The organism is Dysgonomonas sp. 520 (genome assembly GCF_010501095.1).
Classification (GTDB): Bacteria; Bacteroidota; Bacteroidia; order Bacteroidales; family Dysgonomonadaceae; genus QVMP01.
This window is the reverse complement of record NZ_QVMP01000006.1, coordinates 80999-101007: the sequence shown is the minus strand read 5'-3', so window position 1 is coordinate 101007 and position 20009 is coordinate 80999. Positions and strand designations below refer to the sequence as shown.

The following is a 20009-nucleotide window of genomic DNA, read 5'->3' as shown; positions in this document are numbered from 1 at the left end:
CTTGCAGACTCGAAAACAATTCATATCTTTGTGCCCGCTAATAACAATTATGTACTAATTAAAATTAACAATTAAAACAAATGGCAACTAAGATCCGTTTACAAAGAAGAGGTCGTAAAGATTATCCTTATTATCAAATCGTTATCGCAGATAGCAGAGCTCCACGTGATGGTAAATTTATTGAGAAGGTTGGTTCATACAATCCAAACACTAATCCTGCTACAATAGTTTTAAATTTCGACAGAGCTTTGTATTGGATGCAAGTAGGTGCGCAACCAACTGACACTGTTCGTAATATCCTTTCCGGCGAAGGTGTTTTAATGATGAAACACTTGTTGGGTGGGGTTAAAAAAGGTGCTTTCACAGAAGCTGATGCAGAAACAAAATTCCAAGCATGGAAAGATCAGAAAGAAAAAGCATTGGAAACAGAGAAAGGTAAGAATGCAGAAAAAGCTGCTGCTGATGCAAAAGCTCGTTTAGAAGCCGAAAAAGCTGTAAATAAAGCTAAAGCAGAGGCTGTTGCTCAAAAGAAAGCAGAAGCTGCCGCAGCTAAAGCTGAAGAAGAGGCTGCACCTGCAGAAGAAGCTCCTGCAACAGAGGAAACTCCTGCAGAAAGCGCAGAATAATCAGGAAACAGGTTTCAGACCATATAGAAAAGCGATTCGATATTTCGAATCGCTTTTTTTTTGTTAGATTTGTAATGCACAATATCAGTCGTTTAGTTTATGAAAAAAGTAAATATCGGATTAATTCTAATCTTTTGTCTATTGTCGAGTGTCTATACTTTTGGTCAAGGCTCAGTCGATAAAAAGTATACGGAAAGTGTGGGTAATTATCTGACCAAATACGCACAAAAGAGTCTTGCGATAGGAAAAATCAAAATAGAATCTGCAAAAATTGAGAAAAAGACGATTCGGCTTTATGCTAATGATAATTGTGCGTACATACCTTTTCGGGAAGAAAATGTGAAGGAAATATATGCTCAGTTAAAAGTGTTGCTTCCGAAAAATATGAAAGATTATTCTGTCAAATTGTATGCCAATAAACGTTTGATAGAAGATTACATTCCGTTGAAAAACAAAAACGGTAGATTTGAGAATAAAGTAGATAAACCACTCGTAACTAACATATCAAGATCGTTTGTTCCTGAAAAAGGATTAGATAACAGGCACATAGCCATGTGGCAAAGTCATGGCTGGTATTACGAACAAAAGTTGGCTCGCTGGGAGTGGCAAAGGGCACGGATGTTTCAGACGGTTGAAGATTTATACACTCAGAGTTATGTTTTGCCATTTCTCGTGCCCATGTTGGAAAATGCAGGGGCGAATGTTCTTCTTCCTCGAGAGCGTGATTATCAGCTGAATGAGGTGATTGTAGACAATGACAGGAACAAGGGGAATTCGAAATACAAAGAACGGGGCAAGAATTGGAAAACGGGAAAGGAGCAGGGTTTTGCCTATCTGAAAGAGCAATATGAGGATTTTGAAAACCCTTTTAATGATGGCACATACAGGCAGATAGAAACAGTGACGGATGCAGATAAGGAGTCGTGGACGGAATGGATGCCCGAACTCCCCGAGGCAGGAGAATATGGGGTGTATGTGTCGTACAAAACTTTGCCCAAAAGCACTGATGATGCCTTGTATACAGTACATCACAAAGGAGGCCAGACCCGATTCAGGGTGAACCAAAAAATGGGTGGAGGAACGTGGATTTATCTAGGAAAATTTTCTTTTGAAAAAGGTATTTCTGATGATTGTAAAATAACGTTGAGTAATCTGTCTGCGGAAGAGAATCGGATTTTAACAGCAGATGCCGTGAAAATTGGGGGAGGATATGGCAACATTGCCAGAAAACCCAGCCGGGAGGTTCTTGAAAACAAAAAGAGTTCGGACAAATCAGATACAATACAAAATATTGTAATACCGGAGATTGATTATCAGGCAGAAATAAGCCGTTATCCTCGTTTTACGGAAGCGTCCCGCTATTGGTTGCAATGGGCAGGATTTCCCGATAGTGTTTACAGCCTGAATGAAGGTAAGAACGACTATATGGATGATTATCAGAGTCGTCCGTTATGGGTCAACTATATTTCGGGAGGATCGAGTGTTGCTCCGAAAACTCAAGGTTTAAACATTCCTGTGGATATGTCGTTTGCATTTCACTCCGATGCCGGAACTACAATGAACGACTCGATAATAGGGACGTTGGGTATCTATTGCACGGCTAAAAACAATGAGAAATTTGAAAACGGTTCGTCCAGATATCTTTCTCATGACTTGACGGATATTGTACAAACACAGATAGTTGATGACATACGGAAAATGTATGAACCCAATTGGTCGCGACGAGGAAAGTGGAATAAATCGTATTACGAAGCTCGTGTTCCGGAAGTTCCTGCCATGTTATTAGAGTTGCTGTCTCACCAGAATTTTGCGGATATGAAGTACGGTTTAGACCCTCGTTTTCGCTTTACGGTGAGCAGGTCGGTATATAAAGGAATATTGCGGTTTCTCTCGGCACAATATGGGCAGGAATATGTGGTTCAACCATTGCCCGTATCCGATTTTCAGATCGAATTTGTTTCGGACGATGAAGTGGAATTGAAATGGAAACCCGTCGAAGATCCGCTAGAATTCACAGCAAAAGCTCGAAAGTATATGGTCTATACCCGTCTCGGTGATGGTGGTTTTGATAACGGAGTTTTGGTCGATAGTCCATCTTTCAGAAACAGACAACAGAAAGATATACAATATAGTTACATGGTAGCGGCTGTGAATGACGGAGGGGAAAGTTTTCCGTCTGAAATTCTATCTGCGTATAAATCGTCGGTTGACAGAGGTACGGTGCTGATTGTAAATGGTTTTGAGCGGATAAGTGCGCCTGCTGGTTTTGAAGGTGATAGTATTGCAGGTTTCAGCGACATGCTCGATCACGGCGTTCCTTACAAAGAAGATATCAGCTATATCGGAAGTCAATACGAATATCGGCGAACCGTTCCCTGGATGGACGACGATGCTCCCGGATTCGGGGCAAGTAATGCAAATTATGAAACGATGGTTGTTGCAGGGAATAGCTTCGACTATCCGTATCTGCACGGAAAATCTATATCGAAGTTAGGGTATTCTTATACATCGTGTAGCAGCAAGTCGGTGATGTCGGGGGCGGTTGATATGAACAGCTATAAGGTTGTAGATTTAATCTTGGGAAAACAAAAACAAACATTGATGGGGCGAGGTGTTAAGCCGGCAGAGTTCAAGACATTTCCTAAAAAATTGCAGAAAAAAATAACGGACTATTGCAAACAAGGAGGAAATATCTTTGTTAGCGGCGCATTCGTCGGCACCGACTTGTGGGATAATGTCAAGCCACAGAAAACGGATCAGAATTTTGCGCAAGATGTATTGAAATATAAATGGAGGGTGGGGCAGGCCTCTGTGACGGGAGAAGTGAAAAGCGTGACATCTCCGTTTGAGATAAAAGGTGATTATACCTTTTACAATCGCCCAAACCCGAAAAATTATGTTGTGGAATCGCCCGATGGAATAGAACCTGTTGGAAATAACGCATTTACAATTTTCCGGTATTCAGAGAATAATATCAGTGCCGGAATTGCCTTTAAAGGTAAATATAAGACATGCGTATTAGGCTTTCCGTTCGAATCCCTCAAATCCGAAACAGAAAGAGATGCCTTGATGCAGCATATTTTGATCTTTTTATTGTCGGGTAATTGATAAATGTACAATTAAATTAGTCGTTTTACATACGCTTCGCTCCTGTGACCGTTGGTTGTCGTGACTCGGCATAATCAAAACAAATTTTGCTTCTGCTCTCGCTACTTAAAACGTTCATTTTGTCTTGACACAAAACGAACCAAAAAGTCAAGGCTTAGCTTCTCGGCGACCCGTTACAAGCTCACTGGCTAAATTGAAAAAACTCGCTTCGCTCAAACAGCTTTCAATTTTACGCCTTGTTTCGCTTAACGTGTCCCCGCCTACGAAGCAGATGCCGTTTCGCCTAACGGGTGTAAACGTGACATTTGGCTGATTGACGGGGTACCCACACAGCGCAGATAAGCGATAAGAACAAAAAGCTGTTTGAGCATTACCAGACCATTCTAATTTTACAGTTTCTCGGTGCGAGTTATTTTTTGTTCAGCTTATTAAGCTATATAGAGGGTCGGCAAGAAGCCTTAGTCACAAAAAGCCTTTTTGATTCCTTTTGCGGCTTTGGACAAAAGGAATGCAAGTAATCTTTGATTACGCGCAGCATCTTGTTGAATTTAAGCCAACTGTTTTATTGTAGTAAACCAATATTTTCTTACTTCATTGCCTTTACTGTGGTTGAAATACCTTTTCCTGATACAAAACGGAACATATACAACCCACCGTTCAGATCTTCGGAAGGAATGCTAGTCACGCCATCTCCCGTCAACGAATATTTAGCTATTTGTTGTCCATTAACACCATACAAATACACTGATGTATAATCTGTCGGGTACGACAACTCAAAATTACCGCCTTTATATACAGCCTTGAATTCTGACATTAACACCTCATCTTCAATACCGCTCACCTCATCGCCCTGACCTATTCTAATAGTCATTGTGCTACCCGGAAAATAGGCCACAAAATCGTCGTGACGCCCATTCTTTTCATCGGGTAAAGGCAAAGCCGTTATTGTTAATTTTGTAATCCCTGCGTAGTCACCTCCACTCTTAACGTCTTCCAACGAATATGTTATCCAATCGGGTATACTTTTAATTTCCCAGTTATTTAACGAAGCATTAGACGCGCTGATCTCGATAGTTTGGCTACCACCCGATCGTAACGGGAAATCAATGACAGGCTTCTCCGGATGCATGTATGTATAAAGCACATTCATATTTATGCTTAAGGCTGTTTTTGCCTGCGAACCTGTTTGCTCGTCATCAATATAATAGTCCCATATCCAGTTGCCTTCCTTGTCTTTCGCCTTAATGTAGGCATTGGCCTCGGTAGTAGTATTTACTGTTTGAGCATCGATACAAAAATCAACGCCATCTTTGTTGAATCCTTCCAATTCTATCATTATATTGTCTTCAATTTCCAAATAAGCACCCGCTCCGCTACCCATAACGGCTGCCCCCGTAAAGTTAGAGAAGGACATCAAATAGCCAGATTCCGCATTTCCGGTCACCTCGCTAGCCTTACATGTAGCTTCGGCTAAAACACCTAACGAATGATATCTTTCGTAGTCGTCCCGCTCTCCTACTTTATGGATAGTCATTTTAAACTCTGTGTCACCGGGGGCTGAGAAAACACTCAACCATGCCCAAACCCATACACCATTGTTATTACCTCCTAACAAGACATATTTCGTAGCCGGTTTTTCGAAGAAATTGAGAACAGACTCAACTTTCTTGTCTTCCCTCTTACCATATATATAGCCTTTTTTCACACCGTCTTCCATATAGTCGAGCTTCCACATACCTTCCCTGTAATCATAATTGGCAGCACCGTATATTCTTCCATCTGCCGCTGGTGTTCCTCCACCTACAAATTTGGAATAAGCACCTCCCCATTTGTAATAGTTAGAAGCATCATCTTTCTTGGCTTCCAATGTAGGCAGGTTGTATAATGTTGGGACGTATGTTGCCGATGGATTTTCCGATGTTGATGTATAAACATCTCCACTGCCCGAGGCATGAGGCATCGTCCACTGAAATGCGGTTGCGCCTTCGGATGTATTTCTCCACTGGGTTTCCACATACGGATATCCAAGAATACGGCTGTACTCCTTGCCCAGATAATGATTGCTTAGCGATCTTCCGTAATAAAAGAAACCTTGAGGACGCATATATGAAGCCTTCAGTGTGGCATTAGTTGCTCTTGTTTGAACAATTTTTTTTCCTTGAGCCTGAAAATCTGCTGCTGCCTGAAAAGATACAGCTGCCGATTTCGTTTTCGAAGCCTCTTCCGAACTTACTTTGCTATCCTCATCCGCTACATTTGCCACATTTTGAGAATTGAAGTCAAACACCTGAGCTGATGTATACGATACACTACCTACAACAAGCATCAATGAGAGTAATTTTCTTTTCATTTGTTGATATTTTAATTATCTGTTTAGTTTTACTAGAATGATATAAAACAATCTTTCGTTAATATATTAATAGTCTGAGTAGTTTTCAAATAAAGTTTTTTTAACACGAACAAGTTCGAGACACAAAGTTATATGTAGTTTTGTTGATAATCAACGAAAAAGGGATTAAAAGTATTTAATATCCATATTTTTTTAACAAAACATAGAGATTTGTCTTCAATTATTTTGTATGTTTAAGTTATTCTTTTTTGAATGTTGTTACATTAAAAACATAAATTACAATGTTAGAAATTCCTGAATCGAAAACCATCGGTATTCAAGCCGATTCTATCCTTGTTGGAAAACAAATATCTGAAGTTATACAAGCTAGCAGCCCGCACAAATTTGCATGGTATAATGGCGATCCGGCAAAATACAACGACCTGTTGAAAGACAGAATAATAACCGGATGTCGGGGGCACGGGGCATACGTAGATATTTTGTGCGACGAAAACGTCACAATAGCAATCGGAGACGGAACAAACATTAAATATTATCCGGCCTTTGAGGAACATCCTAAAAAACATCAATTGATTGTCGTTTTCAAAGACCGGAGTTTCCTCGTATTCACTGTGGCCATGTATGGGGCAATATTCGCATACAAAGGCCAATTTGACAATCCCTACTATCGAGGAAGCCTGAACAGCATTTCTCCATTGCAAGATGATTTCGACTTCTCTTTTTTCAATGGCATATTTAATAGCGTAAAGAAAGATATGTCGATAAAAGCCTTATTGGCAACCGAACAGAGAATACCCGGCCTTGGCAATGGCGTATTGCAGGATATACTTTTCAATGCCGGCATCCACCCTAAAAAGAAGATATCGACCATCACGGATTTAGCGAAAGAAGACCTTTTCCATAGTCTCAAGGTCACACTCCGAAGCATGACCGAAAAAGGAGGAAGAGATACCGAAAAAGATTTTTATGGCAATTTCGGGCGTTATTCTACCATATTGTCGAAAAAGACAGTCAACAAACCCTGTCCAAATTGTGGCAACACAATTGTCAAAGAGCCATACATGGGCGGTTCCATCTATTATTGCCCTACATGTCAGACACTTTAGCCTAATAAAGGAAAATAAGGTAATATAGTTTCAATAAAGTCTTTGCTTTTTTGTACCTTTGCGCGAATTTTGCTTTGTATTTTGTCAATATAGAGCAGTATTCCTTTACAAAACGAACATAATGCTAAATAATAGTTATGGGGTAACGAATATTGTAAATTTGTTAAATAGATATGCAGGCAAGCCATAGGATAATGATGAATACGTTTTTTATTTACACAAAAGCCGTATTCTCTATAGTAATAACATTATACACCACTCGGGTGTTGATGTTAGTCCTTGGTGTAGAAGACTTCGGACTGTTTAACGTTATAGGGGGAGTTATTGGTCTTCTATCATTCCTGAATGCAGCGATGACCACTTCAACTCAAAGATACATCTCGGTGAGTCTGGGTAGTGGCAACATTGAAAAAACAAGGGAAGTTTTCGTAAATAGTATCTTCCTACACATCTTAATCGGAATAATATTGGTCATTTTATTCGAAACTGCCGGTTCATACCTGTTGAACAACAAATTACAAATTGATCCTCAACGGATAAATGCGGCAAATATATTGTTTCAGTTTGTTATAATTTCCACATTTTTCACAATACTCTCCGTACCTTTTGATGCAGTAATAAATGCCCGGGAAAATATGCTATTTGTAGCAATAATATCACTGACCGAGGTTATATTAAAGCTACTTATTGCTTTATCACTTCAATTTATCGCTCAAGACAAACTCATATATTATAGCATCTTATTAGCTATTGTTACTATTCTTATCACCTTAGTAAAGGCGACTTATACCACTCGAAAATACGATGAGGCAAAAGCATCGCTGAAGAAATACTACAACCTAAGGTCAATGAAAGAGCAAGCCTCCTTTGCCAGTTGGAACACATTTGGCGCACTAAGTGGTGTGGCTCGTAACCAAGGGATATCGGTTATCTTAAACATGTTTCTGGGCACTGTTATTAATGCGGCTTATTCCGTAGCATATCAACTTGCCGGACAATTCACATTTTTTTCGGCTACAATGATGCAAGTTACCAATCCGCAGATAATGAAATCGGAAGGAGCCGGAGACAGAAAGAAAATGCTCTTCTTGTCAATGTCGGCCAGTAAATTTTGTTTTTTTCTGATGTGCTTTATCTCCATACCATTCTTATTCGAAGCCGATACTATCTTGAAACTATGGTTAAAAGTTGTACCCGAATACACAGAATCTTTCTGCATATTAGTATTGATCAGTATTCTTATCAACCAGTTGACAATAGGATTGCAATCAGCAATACAAGCAACAGGTAAAGTGAAAGTATATCAATTAATAGTGGGAAGCCTGACCCTATTTAATCTGCCAATTGCATACGTCATTCTGAGATTAGGATATTCTCCCGACTTTGTTTTGATGAGTTTCATATTCATCGAAATATTGGCATGTGGCTTTCGTGTTATACTATTAAACAAGTTGGCAGAACTGTCGATAAAAGATTTCTTGAATAGGGTTCTTTTCAAAGAAATATTACCCATAGTGGCTTCTTCCCTAACTTGTTGGGTTATTACGCAGACGTTCGATTTTCGATATCGTTTTATATTGACATTCGCCATATCAATCCCTGTTTTTTTTATCTTTGTCTATTTTGTAGGACTGTGTAAAGATGAAAGGGATACCATTCAAGGAATATTATTTAAAATAAAAAACAGATTTCTAAAATAAAGCATATGAACCACAGTATACTAACAAAAGCATACATGAATCTAAATCTTGGGGATGATCTATTTCTAAAAATATTATTCGAGAAGTACCCCGATGTCAGATTTGTTCTGATTGTTGATAACCTTGATTCAAAATATAAAGACATATTCTCAAAAAACCAAAACGTCACAATAGAAACAAATAAAGAAAAATCAAATTTGTTTTCCAGAATCAAATTTCTATTAGCAAGAAAACTATCCTCTTCATTATATAAGCAATTAGTAAAGAGCAAATTAGAAAGACTAATGCAAAGTCAATCTAAAGAAACGTCAATGTTAATTTCAATAGGTGGATCAGTTTTCATTCAGCCTAAAAAACTTCCGGCTTATGCTGATATTGAATATTATAAAACCTTCAAAAAAGTATATCCAAATTCCAATTTATTTATATTAGGTTCAAACTTCGGTCCATATACAGATCCGTCTTATAAAGAAGAATATATTTCTATATTCAGCAATTCTACCGATGTCTGTTTCAGAGAAAAATACTCTTACGAATTATTCAAGGATATTCCTACGATCAGATATGCACATGATATTGTCTTTTCGCTTAATACGGATAGATACAAAGTAAACAAAAAGTCTAAATCTATTGGCTTTTCCGTTATAGGACTAGATAAAAACCACACTATAAACTCTTCTATAAATAAACCGGAAAAAGATGCGTATATTGATAAACAAGTCGAAATCATCTTGCATTTTCTAAAGAAAGGCTATTCAATCCATCTGTTTTCTTTTTGTCAAGGAGAAGGAGATGAAGATACAGCTAACATCATATTCAATAAAATAGAACCTGAATTTCAATCTGAAGTAGAACTTAATTTTTATAATGGAGATATAGACTCTTTTCTCTTTAAGTATGCCAGTATAGAATATATGTTTTGCGCACGCTTTCATTCCCTCATATTAAGCATATTATTCTCTCAAAACATATATCCTATCATATATAGTAACAAAACAACAAACGTATTAAATGACTTAGGATATCAAGGTTCTTCTTGTTCAATAGCAAAGATGAGCAATCTCAATGTTGAAGATGTAGAAAAACAAATTAAGGAAAACCATGTTGCGATTGATGCTGGTGTGAAAGAGAGTGCCGATTCTCAGTTTGAAAAATTAAATTTATATTTATAAAAAGAACATGTTATTATCTATTATCATAGCAATGTACAATACCGAAAAATATATTGCAAAATGTTTGAACAGCATATTGACTCAAGGCTTAAAGGCCAATGATTATGAGATTATCGTCATTGATGACGGGTCTACAGACAAAGGCGCTGATATCGTAGAAAAATTAACAATGGATAATCCCAACATAATTCTTATAAAAAAAGAAAATGGAGGACAAAGTAGTGCCCGCAATATGGGTTTTGATATAGCCAGAGGAGAATACGTTATGTGTGTAGATTCGGATGATTATCTGGAGCCAAACTCTCTAATAAAGTTATTATCTCTTATAAAAAAAGACGACCTTGACGTTGCTTCATTCAACTTTAACAAAGTAGACGAATCCGGGACAATAATTCAAGAGAAAAAATATTACTCCGAACATCCCGGTATAATGACTGGTGCCGATTTTATGTGTAAATTTGTCATTGTAGGAGCTATGTGCTTATATATATTCAAAAAAGAACTGATTGACAAACATAATCTAAGATTAATAGAGGGTATTTTTCAGGAAGATGAAGAGTTTATTCCCCAACTATTATCATACGCTAAAAGAGTAAAATATCTTGATATTATTGTTTACAACTATTTGGAAAGGAGTAATTCTACGACTCAAAACAAATCGATTGAACATAGAGCAAAGTTATTGAACGATTTAATTGTAGTAATAAGTCATTTACAAAAAAGAATTAAATCCGAACCTGAAAACGCACCCATATTTAAAGCTATATCAAGAAAAACAGAACAGTTGAGCCTTTCCATTTGTCTAAGACTTATCAGAGAAAAATATCCGGAAGATATAATTCTTGATATCACCAAACAAATGAAACAAAAAAAGTTATACCCTCTCAATTACAAACATCTGAAAGCAAGCCAAAGAGCAATAGCCTGTATGATTAATCTGGAAAGTTTATTTCTTTTTTCAATTAAAAGATAAATCGATATGGAAGAGTTGTATTTCATACAATCATATTATTATGTCCTATTAGGAGTTCTTTTGTTAACTCCGTGTGCCATTCTTATTACATATACTAGCAAAGATAAGTCTCAAAGCTATATCCCATCTATTTTCATAGCTGCACTATTTGTCATCTATACGACTATTTACATAGCAGCAAGAGAAGTTAATATCGGCTATGACACAAAGATGTATTACGAAACGTTTTATGGAACTGCCAGAGTCAATAAATTCTATTTTTCCAGAGATTTTCTATTCGATTTTTTTATCTTTATATTTTCTCGAAGTTTTGATTTTTTTGTGTTCCTGCTTTTTTGCTCAGTTGTATATAATATTATTGCAGCAATCTCATTCTATAAAATATTTCATAAATATGTAATATTTGCCTTATTGATATTTTTTATCTCTCCTAATTTTTTCTTATATGGTATAAATGGAATAAGGAGCGGAATGGCTGCCTCTATTTTTCTTTTAGGACTAGCTATGTATTATAAAAAAAGTAAAGGCTATTTCATTCTTTTCATACTTTCTTGTGCAACTCACTTATCCATGTTAGCCCCAACCTTAGCTTTTATTGCATCCAAGTATGTAAAAACAACAAAGATACTTCTCTATATCTGGTCTTTTTTCCTCCTTTTAGCTATCGTTGGCATTGATTCAGGAATTAGTAGCATAATTTCTTTAGGAGGTCTGTTAAGTAGTAGAGCTACAAGTTATATCGATGCCACAAATACAATATCAGGTAATTGGTTTACATACTTCACATTTAGCATCATTCCAATATTGATAGGAATATATTTTGTAATCTATAAAAAAAACAAAGATGTATTTTACATTCAGATTCTCAATATGTACTTGATGATAAACACCCTATATCTAATCTTATTTACAACTCAATTCGCAGTAAGATTTTCTTACTTATCAGAATTTCTTGCGCCAATATTAATAATTTATCCATTTGTGTATTGCAGTGACTGGAAATACAGATACCTGAAGTTGTCGATAATATTTATTCCTGTATTTCTAATAAAAGCATACAAAATATTTATACTTTAATGAATAATAAAATAACAATATTTACCCCGACATATAACAGATCTTATACACTAAAGCGATTATATGAGTCTTTAGTAAATCAAACGTTCAAAGACTTTGAGTGGCTTATTGTTGATGATGGTAGCACAGACAACACTGAGCAGTTAATCTCCTCATTTGTAGCCGAAAACAAAATTGGAATAAGATATTTCAAACAAAAAAACGGAGGAAAACATAGGGCTATAAACAGAGGAGTAGATGAAGCCAGAGGAAATCTGTTTTTTATTGTCGACAGTGATGATTATTTAACTAAAGATGCAATCGAAACAATAAACGAACTTCATGAGACGGCAAAACATAATACAGATTATTGTGGATTAATATTTAATAACATATATTCAGACTTATCTTGTGTTGGAGGAAAACCATCTGTGGATCAACTATATTGCAACATATTCGATTTCAGATATAAATACAACGTAAAAGGAGATAAGGCTGAAGTATATTTAACTGAAATAATCAGAAAATTTAAGTTTCCGGATATACCATCCGAATTTTTCTGTCCCGAAGCCCTGACCATAAATCGAATGTCTGAGAAATATAAAATGTTATATATAAACAAAGGCATATATATTTGTGAATATCTTCCGGACGGTTTAACCGCAAAGATCCTTAAAATCAGGATGGATAATCCACAATATTCGACTCTTTATTATAAGGAGTTTTTTCATCACAAAATACCTTTTACTCAGAAGATAAAAGCGATATTAAACTATTGGAGGTTCTCTTTTTGTTTATCTTCCGGGTTGAGTAGAAATTCTCTTCCTCTTTGGAGTATAACACTTTTACCCTTTTCCTTTTTAATGCATATTAAAGATAAAAGATCTATCTCATGAAAAAATTAACTATGCTATATTTGGGCAGACAAGGAGCCGGCCCACTTTATTCGTTTGAAATGGCTAAAGCGTTGTTAGGCAAAGTAAAATTGCAGATTATTGTATCAAATCAATGTGATAATATTCAAGATTGGATACAATTTGGAAAGGAAAACGAATCTGTTGAAATATACAGAATCAATACCTATACCTCTAAATTGAGTTTTATCATTTCTTTTTTCAACTTCATCAAATACTGGAAAATAATTAATCAAATAAAAGAATTTTCGCCCAATTCCATTTATGCTCCAATGATATCTTTATTCAACCCCTTTATATATCTTTTTTTTTCTAAAAGGAAAATCGTTTCAACTTTGCATGATCCGATCTTACATGAAGGAGAAAAATCAATCTTTATAAAATTTGTGACTTGGGCATGTATGAAAAAGTCTGGAAAAGTTATTATTCTAAGTAAATTTTTCCTAGAACATACAATGAAACATTTCAAAAAAAAAGAAAAAGACATCTGTATTATACCTCATGCTTGCATTGATTATAATATTGACAGAACGAACAATCAACTATCTTATAAAATATTATTCTTCGGAAGAATTGAGAAATACAAAGGCATAGACTTACTTTTAGATGCTTTCTCGATCATAAACAACCAAGATAAAAGAATATCGTTAACCATTGCAGGAAGGGGAGATCTCAATAAATATCAACAAAAGATAGCTGATTTAAAGAATTATATTAATATTCAAAATCGATGGATAGATGACTCTGAAATTCCGGACTTGATATCTGAACATGACTTTTTAGTTCTTCCTTATATTGATGCTAGTCAATCCGGAGTAATACCAATGGCTTTTACTTGCGGAAAAACCGTAATAGTAACTAATGTTGGTGCTTTATCGGAGCAAGTTCCCGAAAATACAGGTATTATTGTAAATCCTGATGCGAACGAAATTGCCACAAATATACTAAACCTATATACAAATCCGACTAACATAAAACAGCTTGAAGATAAAGCATATAAATATGCTCACGAAGAATTGACATGGACAGTGTCGGCAAAAAAACTATGTGAATTCTTGTCAATTTAATCAAAATACCGAAACAGATCTAAACCGTACGATATTAATAATATAGCGAATAAATATATTGTATAAAACATTTTCATTTCTTATGACAGAAAGTTTTAATACATTTATGGCTTAAATTTTTATTTTGAAGATGAATATACTCCATGTAGTAAATATATACTTTGTAATTCCTTACTTTTTAGGTGATCAACTGAAATATTTTCATCAGAAAGGATATAATATGCACATAATATGCAGTCCATCCTCTGAATTAAAAAATTTATCACAAAAATTAAGGTTTACTTACAAAGAAATACCTATCTTGCGAAAGATATCTATAATAGATGACCTGAAATCTGTTTATTATATTACAAAATATATAAAACAAAATAATATAGATATAGTTATGGGGCATACACCCAAAGGAGCCCTAGTGTCTATGATAGCTGCTTATTTGACGAAGGTACCTCAAAGAATATACTTTAGGCATGGCTTGGTATATGAAACAACTTCGGGGTTGAAACGATTTTTAATGATAAACATAGATCGTTTAACTGCTCGATTGGCAACGAAAATTATAAATGTAAGTCCCTCTGTTTCTAAAATAAGTTTAAGAGATAAGCTAAATCCTCCTCAAAAACAAATTGTATTAAAAAAAGGGACATGCAATGGCATAAATTTGGAAAGATTCAATAAAAATAACATCGAAGAATTGCTTGTTAAAAAAATAAAAACAAAATACAACATTTCAGAAGGTAGCCTTGTTATAGGATATACTGGACGACTAGTGAGAGACAAAGGTATCATAGAGTTTATCGACGCATTTAAAATGTTAAGAAAGAAATATGATAACCTTGTATTGCTATTGGTTGGCATGTTTGAAGATAGAGATTCTTTGCCTATCAACACAATTAAGGAAATAAACGACAGCTCAGCCATAATACATACCAATTATGTTCCTAACGAAGAAATAGCAGCCTATTATTCACTTATGGATATTTTTGTCTTACCTTCTTACAGAGAAGGATTTCCGACATCAATACTTGAGGCTTCTGCGATGGAAATACCTGTCATAACCACCCGTGCCACGGGTTGTATTGATTCTATAATTGAAGGACAAACCGGATACTTTGTAGATCATGACGCATTAGATATAAAAGATAAAATTGAACAACTAATATTAAATAAAGATAGAAGGGTTAACTTTGGGTTTAATGGGAGAAATTTTGTTTGTGAAAACTTTAATGAAAAAGAAATTTGGAAGGAAATTGAAAGATTGTATAACGAATAAAAATTAATTTAAATGAGTCTTTTTGAGAATAAGGTATTGTTAATTACCGGAGGAACAGGTTCCTTTGGCAATGCTGTGTTAAAGAGATTTTTAGATACAGACATTAAAGAAATCCGTATTTTTTCCCGTGATGAAAAAAAACAAGATGACATGCGTCATTCATTACAAAGTCCAAAAGTGAAATTCTACATTGGCGATGTTAGAAATAAACAAAGCCTAAACAATGCCATGAGGGGAGTTGATTATATTTTTCATGCCGCAGCTTTAAAACAAGTGCCTTCTTGCGAATTTTTTCCGATAGAGGCAGTCAGGACAAATGTTTTGGGAACCCAAAATGTATTGGATTCAGCCGTTGAACATGGAGTGAAAAATGTAGTAGTACTTTCCACCGATAAAGCAGCCTACCCTATTAATGCAATGGGAATAAGTAAAGCCATGATGGAAAAAGTAGCCATAGCCGAAGCTCGCTCTCTGGAAGGCTCCAATACAACCATTTGCTGCACCCGATACGGAAACGTTATGGCTAGCAGAGGTTCTGTTATACCCTTATTCATTGACCAGTTGCACGCAGGAAAAGACCTGACCTTGACAGACCCTAACATGACCCGGTTCATGATGACATTGGACGATGCCGTTGATCTTGTTCTCTACGCCTTTGAACATGGAAAAAACGGAGACCTCTTTGTGCAAAAAGCTCCCGCCGCAACCATAGATGTATTGGCTAAAGCGGTCGTTGATCTATATAAATCGGACTCGAAAATAAGGGTCATAGGAACAAGGCACGGGGAAAAACTCTACGAAACACTCGTAACCAGAGAAGAAATGGCTAAAGCCATAGATATGGGCGATTATTATCGTATACCTGCCGATAACAGGGACTTGAACTATGATAAGTATTTTAGCGAAGGACAAGAAGAAATATCCGAAATAGAAGATTATCATTCACACAACACAGCCAGGCTTGATGTTGATGGCATGAAGAAATTATTACTTAAGTTGGATATAGTTAACGAAACACTCCAAAAATGAAAATTCTTGTCACCGGATCAAATGGCTTTGTAGGGAAAAATCTCATTGTCGAGCTTCATAACCAAGGCTATACCGATTTGATGAAATATGATATTGATACAGATCCCGCATTGCTAGATGAATATGCCAAAGAATGCCAATTTATCTTCCATCTGGCAGGTGTGAACAGGCCTGAAAACACTGAAGACTTTATGTCTGGTAATTTTGGCTTTACATCTCAGCTATTAGAAGCGCTAAAGAAATATGGCAACAAAGCACCTGTACTTATCACTTCATCCACACAGGCGGCACTAGACAATCCTTACGGTCAAAGTAAAAAAGCAGGTGAAGAGCTGATGTTTGCATACAGCTTGGACACAAAAGCACAAGTGTATGTATACCGTCTTCCAAACGTATTTGGAAAATGGTGCCGTCCCAACTACAACAGTGCAGTTGCAACTTTCTGTAATAATATAGCAAACGATCTGCCAATAAAAGTAAATGATCCGAATGTTGAGATGAGCCTTGTTTATATAGATGATGTGGTAGCATCATTTATTGAAAAACTGAAACTAACCGAAAAACAAATAGGGTCGCAAAATAGATACGAAGAGGTAACCCCTCTTCATAAAATTAAACTTGGCGAAATTGTAGATTTACTTCATCAATTCAAAGAAAGCAGAATAAACCTTCAGGTTCCAGACTTAGCTGACGCTTTCACAAAAAAGCTATATTCAACATACCTAAGCTATCTGCCCACCGATCAGTTCAGTTACCCTTTGAAGATGAATATCGACGAAAGGGGCTCTTTTACCGAATTCCTGAAATCGACCGACAGAGGCCAAGTGTCTATTAACATTTCTAAACCTCACATCACTAAAGGGAATCATTGGCACCACACTAAAAATGAAAAATTTCTGGTAGTAAGTGGTAAGGGTGTTATCCGTTTTCGGCAAATTGACTCCGACAAAATTATTGAATATTTCGTATCGGGAGACAAACTTGAAGTTGTTGACATTCCTGTTGGCTATACCCATAACATTGAAAACCTGGGCGATACAGACATGGTTACAGTTATGTGGGTTAATGAAATTTTTGATCAGGAAAGACCTGATACATTCTTTTTCAAGGTTTAATTATACCTAGAGAATAGTAAGTAAGATATTTACAACTTATAAACTAATGGAAAAGCTAAAAGTAATGACTGTGGTCGGCACTCGGCCCGAAATAATAAGACTTTCGTGTGTTCTGAAAAAATTAGATCAATCTGAGGCAATAGAACACATACTGGTACATACCGGACAGAATTATGATTATGAATTGAATGAGGTCTTTTTTGAAGATCTGGAACTAAGAAAACCAGACTATTTTCTGAATGCGGCAGGCAGAAATGCAACTGAAACTGCCGGACAAATACTCATCAATATTGATGCAGTATTGGAAGAAGTAAAACCCGAAGCTTTTCTTGTATTGGGAGATACCAACTCGTGCCTCTGCGCCATCGCTGCAAAAAAACGACATATTCCAATCTTTCATATGGAAGCTGGAAACCGTTGTTTCGACCAACGTGTGCCGGAAGAAAGCAACCGCAGAATTGTAGACCACACCGCCGACATAAATCTCACGTATAGCGATATAGCAAGAGAATACCTCCTAGCCGAAGGATTGCGTCCCGACAGAGTCATCAAAACGGGAAGTCCTATGTATGAGGTGTTAAACGAATACATGCCTAAAGTAAAAAAATCGGAAATACTTGAGCAGCTTAATCTGAAAAAAGATAACTATTTTGTCATTTCTGCTCACCGGGAAGAAAACATTGCATCCGAAAAGAACTTCTTCAATTTGGTTGAAATATTGAACACGATTTCTGAGAAATATAACCTTCCTGTTATCGTCTCAACTCATCCCCGAACCCGCAAGATGATTGAAAGGCACAATATTCAGTTTCACAAAAACGTGAACCTGATGAAACCTATGGGTTTGAGCGATTATATTGCATTGCAAATGAACTCGAAAGCTGTATTGTCCGATAGCGGAACAATCAGCGAGGAATCCTCTATACTCAATTTCAGAGCTTTAAATATTCGGGAAGCTCACGAACGCCCCGAAGCTATGGAAGAGGCCTCTGTGATGATGGTTGGATTGAATCCTGAGCGTGTTTTGCAAGGTTTGGTTCAATTGCAATATCAAGAAACCGGAGAAAAACGCAATTTCCGACCTATTGCCGATTACAGTATGCCTAACGTTAGCGATAAGGTTGTTAGGATTATTCTATCATATACCGACTATATTAAACGTGTGGTTTGGAGCGAATGATAAAAGATAACAAAACACTGAATAACATAATACTTTACATTTCTATCACAACATTGTGACTTATAAATTATTGATAGTATTTTGTATGAGAAAAAAAATATTAATTCATACCATTGTATTCAGTCCCGATGGAGTTTCAACAGCATATCTTTTCAATGATATTGCTTTGAAATTTCAAAGCGAGGGTTATGAAGTTGTTGTGATAACAACCATTCCTCAATATAACCTGGTTAAATCAGAACTGGCAAAGCAACCTCTTCGTTCACGATACGGAGGGTTATATTATGAAAGTATGTATCACAATATTAGGGTAAAACACGTAACCCAAAAGAAGTTTAAAAGCACTGTTTTACGTCTCATTGGATTCATTTACTGGCATATTATCGCCTTCTTTTTAGGTTTGAGAGAAAAAAATGTTGATATTATTCTATCTCCATCCCCTCCTATAACTATTGGTGCAATAAACATACTTTTAGGAAAATTAAAAAAAGCAAAGGTTATCTATAATGTTCAGGAAATCTATCCCGATTTATTAATTAAAGAGAAAGAAATGAAATCTTCTTTCATTATTAAACAATTGAAAAATCTGGAGAGATTTGTTTATAACAAATCTGAGGCTGTAACAACAATTGACCAAATATTTTATGATACGATAATTGATAGGTTTAAAGACAAATCGAAACTGAAAATTATCCCCAATTTTGTAGATACAGATTTGTACAAACCCTTAGATACAGACAATCTTGATTTGGACGATAAAATATTCAAAAAATCGACATCTCTAAAATTGATGTATGCCGGAAACATTGGTTTTGCTCAAGATTGGATTCCGTTAATCGAACTTGCAAAATCGTTGAAAGATGAAGATATCGAGTTTTTTGTGATAGGAGAAGGTGTTATGAAAGAATATATTGAAAAGGAAATCACTGCAAATCAGTTGGATAAACTTCATATACTTCCATATCAGCCACGGAATCTTATCCCCGCAATGATAGCATATTCTGACATTCAATTTATATTTATGTCACCCAAAACAGACCAAGATGGATTTCCATCCAAAGTATATACAATTATGGCCTGTGAACGTCCTTTGATGGTTTGTTCAAGTAAAAATACCCCTATAACAAACTTTCTGGAGGATAAAAACTGTGCATTCTTAATTACAGAAAATGATTTCCCTACAAAAATTGAAAAAATGGCAAATATCCTTAAAAATACAAAAAAAGAAGATCTAAGAAAAATGGGTAAAAGCGGAGTTGACATAGTAAAGGCTGAATATTCTAAAGATGTAGTTACTCAGCAATATGTTGATTTGGCAAACTTTATCCTTAACTAAAACTCTG

At 35.9% G+C, this 20009-nt stretch carries 15 protein-coding genes; 14 read left to right on the top strand and 1 reads right to left on the bottom strand.

Going from position 1 to position 20009, the window contains the following annotated elements:
- The first annotated feature begins 80 nt into the window (after nt 1-80).
- Nucleotides 81-626, top strand: coding sequence for a 30S ribosomal protein S16 (locus D0T56_RS04750; protein WP_163318989.1), 546 nt, complete (start codon nt 81-83; stop codon nt 624-626).
- 99 nt (nt 627-725) lie between these two features.
- Nucleotides 726-3734 carry a xanthan lyase gene (locus D0T56_RS04745; RefSeq protein ID WP_163318988.1) on the top strand — a complete coding sequence of 1003 codons (3009 nt, stop codon included), beginning with the start codon at nt 726-728 and terminating at the stop codon, nt 3732-3734.
- Between the two features lie 586 nt (nt 3735-4320).
- On the opposite strand, the gene D0T56_RS04740 is transcribed toward D0T56_RS04745, so the two are convergent.
- Nucleotides 4321-6084: a hypothetical protein gene (locus D0T56_RS04740; protein WP_163318987.1), complete on the bottom strand. Its 1764-nt coding sequence runs from the start codon at nt 6082-6084 to the stop codon at nt 4321-4323.
- Between the two features lie 281 nt (nt 6085-6365).
- Here D0T56_RS04740 and D0T56_RS04735 point away from each other — a divergent pair, with 281 nt between their 5' ends.
- The 12 genes from D0T56_RS04735 to D0T56_RS04680 all read left to right on the top strand — a co-directional run bounded on the left by D0T56_RS04735 (nt 6366) and on the right by D0T56_RS04680 (nt 20002).
- Nucleotides 6366-7190, top strand: a complete 825-nt coding sequence (locus tag D0T56_RS04735; protein ID WP_163318986.1) for an endonuclease VIII — start codon at nt 6366-6368, stop codon at nt 7188-7190.
- Nucleotides 7191-7384: 194 nt separating this feature from the next.
- Entirely contained in the window at nt 7385-8890 is a 1506-nt protein-coding gene (locus tag D0T56_RS04730; protein WP_255491043.1) for an MATE family efflux transporter, read from the top strand.
- A gap of 35 nt (nt 8891-8925) precedes the next feature.
- The gene (locus D0T56_RS04725) at nt 8926-10062 is read left to right on the top strand and encodes a polysaccharide pyruvyl transferase family protein (RefSeq protein WP_163318984.1); all 1137 of its coding nucleotides are present in this window, start codon (nt 8926-8928) and stop codon (nt 10060-10062) included.
- 7 nt (nt 10063-10069) lie between these two features.
- Complete coding sequence (locus D0T56_RS04720) at nt 10070-11035, top strand: glycosyltransferase (protein WP_163318983.1); 966 nt, start codon at nt 10070-10072, stop codon at nt 11033-11035.
- Nucleotides 11036-11041: 6 nt separating this feature from the next.
- Nucleotides 11042-12112, top strand: coding sequence for an EpsG family protein (locus tag D0T56_RS04715; protein WP_163318982.1), 1071 nt, complete (start codon nt 11042-11044; stop codon nt 12110-12112).
- Nucleotides 12112-12987, top strand: coding sequence for a glycosyltransferase family A protein (locus tag D0T56_RS04710; RefSeq protein ID WP_163318981.1), 876 nt, complete (start codon nt 12112-12114; stop codon nt 12985-12987). Before D0T56_RS04715 ends, D0T56_RS04710 begins: the two co-directional genes overlap by 1 nt.
- Nucleotides 12984-14072: a glycosyltransferase family 4 protein gene (locus tag D0T56_RS04705; protein WP_163318980.1), complete on the top strand. Its 1089-nt coding sequence runs from the start codon at nt 12984-12986 to the stop codon at nt 14070-14072. The genes D0T56_RS04710 and D0T56_RS04705 overlap by 4 nt, the downstream gene beginning before the upstream one ends.
- A gap of 130 nt (nt 14073-14202) precedes the next feature.
- Complete coding sequence (locus D0T56_RS04700; protein ID WP_163318979.1) at nt 14203-15342, top strand: glycosyltransferase family 4 protein; 1140 nt, start codon at nt 14203-14205, stop codon at nt 15340-15342.
- Between the two features lie 12 nt (nt 15343-15354).
- Nucleotides 15355-16371 (top strand): nucleoside-diphosphate sugar epimerase/dehydratase, encoded by a 1017-nt coding sequence (locus D0T56_RS04695; RefSeq protein ID WP_163318978.1) that lies wholly within the window; start codon nt 15355-15357, stop codon nt 16369-16371.
- Entirely contained in the window at nt 16368-17486 is a 1119-nt protein-coding gene (locus D0T56_RS04690) for a capsular polysaccharide biosynthesis protein CapF (protein ID WP_163318977.1), read from the top strand. The genes D0T56_RS04695 and D0T56_RS04690 overlap by 4 nt, the downstream gene beginning before the upstream one ends.
- 46 nt (nt 17487-17532) lie before the next feature.
- Entirely contained in the window at nt 17533-18666 is a 1134-nt protein-coding gene (gene wecB / locus D0T56_RS04685; RefSeq protein ID WP_163318976.1) for a non-hydrolyzing UDP-N-acetylglucosamine 2-epimerase, read from the top strand.
- Between the two features lie 85 nt (nt 18667-18751).
- Entirely contained in the window at nt 18752-20002 is a 1251-nt protein-coding gene (locus D0T56_RS04680; RefSeq protein WP_163318975.1) for a glycosyltransferase family 4 protein, read from the top strand.
- Nucleotides 20003-20009 lie beyond the last annotated feature (7 nt).